Origin of the sequence: uncultured Traorella sp., from assembly GCF_944327115.1 — a bacterium.
Classification (GTDB): Bacteria; Bacillota_I; Bacilli_A; order Erysipelotrichales; family Erysipelotrichaceae; genus Traorella.
The window spans coordinates 1-3034 of the sequence record NZ_CALVGS010000121.1 but is presented as its reverse complement, the minus strand read 5'-3'; the positions used below and the strand labels follow the sequence as shown (position 1 = coordinate 3034).

At 33.8% G+C, this 3034-nt stretch carries 3 protein-coding genes; 2 read left to right on the top strand and 1 reads right to left on the bottom strand.

The genetic code is table 11. The features are described from left to right. A partial coding sequence (locus Q0K35_RS10185) for a GNAT family N-acetyltransferase (RefSeq protein WP_294562753.1) occupies positions 1–443 on the top strand: 443 nt, incomplete at its 5' end. A 305-nt stretch (positions 444–748) separates the two neighbouring features. Then, complete coding sequence (locus Q0K35_RS10180; protein ID WP_294562752.1) at positions 749–2083, top strand: RNA-binding domain-containing protein; 1335 nt, start codon at positions 749–751, stop codon at positions 2081–2083. A 444-nt stretch (positions 2084–2527) separates the two neighbouring features. Here the strand turns inward: Q0K35_RS10180 and Q0K35_RS10175 are convergent, their stop codons facing one another. Continuing rightward, entirely contained in the window at positions 2528–2962 is a 435-nt protein-coding gene (locus tag Q0K35_RS10175) for a DMT family transporter (protein WP_294562751.1), read from the bottom strand. Positions 2963–3034 lie beyond the last annotated feature (72 nt).

Genomic DNA, 3034 nt, shown 5'->3' with positions numbered 1-3034 from the left:
AATTGAGCTATCGTCAAAAATGGTTATCAGATGAAAATACAATGGCTTATAACAAAAAATGGGGAGGAATGATTTCTTTTCCTAAAGAAAAATGGCAAGTGTGGTATGAACGTTGGGTTGTAAATCCCGATCAGAAATTCTATGCTTATCTGTACTCTGAAGAAGAGAAAGATTATGTCGGGGAAATCAGTTATCGCTATGATGAAAGCTATGATGAAATCATTGCTTCTGTGATTGTTGATGATGCCTATCGTCATCGTGGATATGGAAAAGAAGGATTACGGCTTTTATGTGATCAGGCAAGCAGGATGGGTTGTCGATCGATTTGTGATGATATTGCGATTGATAATCCTTCAATCGTGATGTTTTTAAAAGAAGGCTTTTATGAAGTATTTAGAAATGATCATATTATCATGGTCAGAAAAGAACTGAGCAGTCAATGACTGCTTTTTTTCATAAGAAACCTTAAATGGTCTTGTGATTTAGCGATAAAAACTTTTTTCGATAGAAAATAACAAAAGGGAAATAGTCAGATTAATTGTGCAAGGAAAGCTCAAATGCCACTCATCTGAGGACTTTCTGCGAAACTATTTCTAAAGTGCCAGACTATCAGACGACTGAAATATACTGTGATTTGGTAAAGTGAAATATAACTTTTTTTTGATAATAATCAAAATTCATTGTAAATAACGAAAATAATGATTATAATAATTGTTAGATTAGAATATAACTTGAATGGAGGGATTTCATGCTTATAGAAAATAAGACAACTGAATTTAAGAGAGAGTATGTTGACGATATTAAAAACACAATTATTGCTTTTGCAAATTGTGATGGCGGTACACTTTATATCGGAGTAAATGACGATGGGACAGTTTGCGGTGTTGATAATGTTGATGATACAATGCTACGCGTAACCAATGTAATCAGAGATACTATTCGTCCGGATATTACTATGTTTGTGGAGTGCCGCAATAGTATCATGGATGAAAAACCTGTTGTATGTGTAACTGTACAGCGTGGTACAGCAAGGCCCTATTATTTATATGGAAAAGGAATTCGTCCGGAAGGTGTTTATGTTCGCCATGGAGCATCGACAGTTCCGGCAACAGATACAGTAATTTTGAATATGATCAAAGAGACAAGTGGTGATAGTTATGAGGAAGCCCGTTCTCTTAACCAGAATCTTACTTTTTATAAATCTGCTGAATTTTTTAAAAAACGAAATGTAGAGTTTGGAAAAGCCCAAATGCGTACCCTTCACTTGATTGGTGAGGATGGTATGTACACAAATCTAGCATTTTTGTTATCTGAGCAATGTACGCATATGATCAAACTGGCTGTTTTTGAGGGCAGCAAGAAATCTATATTTAAAGATCGCCGGGAATTGTCAGGTTCGCTTCTAAATCAATTGGAGGAAGCTTTTGAGTATATTGATCGTTATAATCGTACGCGTGCGGAATTTTCTGGGTTAGATCGGATAGATATAAGGGATTATCCACCAGAAGCAATTCGTGAGACATTGCTGAATGCAATTGTTCATCGCGACTACTCTTTCAGCAGTGCTACTCTTATTAGTATTTTTGAAGACCGAATTGAATTCGTAACAATTGGCGGTTTGGTGAAAGGTATTACATTGGATGATGTAAAGTTAGGAGTATCTGTATTACGCAATCAATATTTAGCGAATGTCTTTTATAGGTTGCGATTAATTGAAGCCTATGGCACAGGAATTCTTAAAATCAATGAATGTTATGATGATTATGCTGTGAAACCTATGATTGAAACAACAAATAATGCTTTTAAGGTTACGCTTCCCAATATTAACTTTCACTCAGAAGAACAAACAAATTTGAATATTCATAAAACTGGTGCCTCTACCAGTGTGACAAAAAAAGAAGACAGAATTACTACTGTCTTAGAATTATGTCACAATAAAGGCTTTGTTGTTCGTAGTGATGTAGAAACAGCACTTGGTGTATCCCAATCTACGGCAATTTTGCTTTTAAGGGAAATGACTAATGATGGTATACTGATAAAAAAAGGAAAGACAAAAAATCTACGATATTATGAGAATAAATGAAGACTTAACTGAGATGATATTACTAAAATATGAATGTGAAATTAATCAATTTTATATTTTATAACTTTTACAGAATATGCAAGAAAAATCCGAAAGCAAAATAATATTGTGCGATGAATATGCAGATATGATGATTTACTGCATCATGATGACGGAAGTTTTAGAGGTAGATTTAGAAGAAATTATTTTAAGAAAGTTAAAAAAAGAATAATGAAAAGTATCCTGTTGAAAAAGCAAAGGGAACAAGTAAGAAATATGATTAATTATAGAAAGAATTATAATAATGTAAAGCTATTTGTTCGGTGAATGTTATTAAAAAATTTGGAAATAAGACTTTGATTTAGAAGTGAAATAGTTAAACATTCATTAATGGAAGAATAATGAGTTTGAGTTCATCTTCCGATTTTCAGCATCTCAATGATTACAGACTTAACTGGCATTTTATTATGTTAAAGATACTTTTCGATCCCAAATAACACCGATTGTCATGATGATAATACCGATGACTTTTATAAATGAGAAAGAATATCCAAGTGCAAGATCTAATAGAAATGATGCAATCAATTGACCGATCAAAATAATGATCGCTGATTGGAAGAGATTCATCTTATTCAGAGAAGTAATATTTAAAAAGAATGCAATGACGCCAAATAAACCGCCAAAATAAAGCCAGAAAGGTGCTTGTGTTAACTGAGTCATCCCTGTTTTTGCTTCCGGATATGCCAGAATGACACATAAAGATGCGACACTTCCTATAAGATAGTTCATCAGACAACCGCTGTTGTTTCCAAGATGCTTGGTCGCCTGAAAGTTAACGGTTCGGTTGACTACATTGAGACAGCCGAGAAACAAAGCTAATAGTATATAGAATATTTCCATGTCAGCCTCCAAAATTAATGAGCAGGATACCAAAGATAATGAGCAATAAAGCAGGCACTCTTTTTACGTTGA

What these genes read in the sequence shown, in the direction of transcription:
- Q0K35_RS10175 (WP_294562751.1), bottom strand. Translation starts at nt 2,962, where the DNA reads ATGGAAATATTCTATATACTATTAGCTTTGTTTCTCGGCTGTCTCAAT.
- Q0K35_RS10180 (WP_294562752.1), top strand. Translation starts at nt 749, where the DNA reads ATGCTTATAGAAAATAAGACAACTGAATTTAAGAGAGAGTATGTTGAC.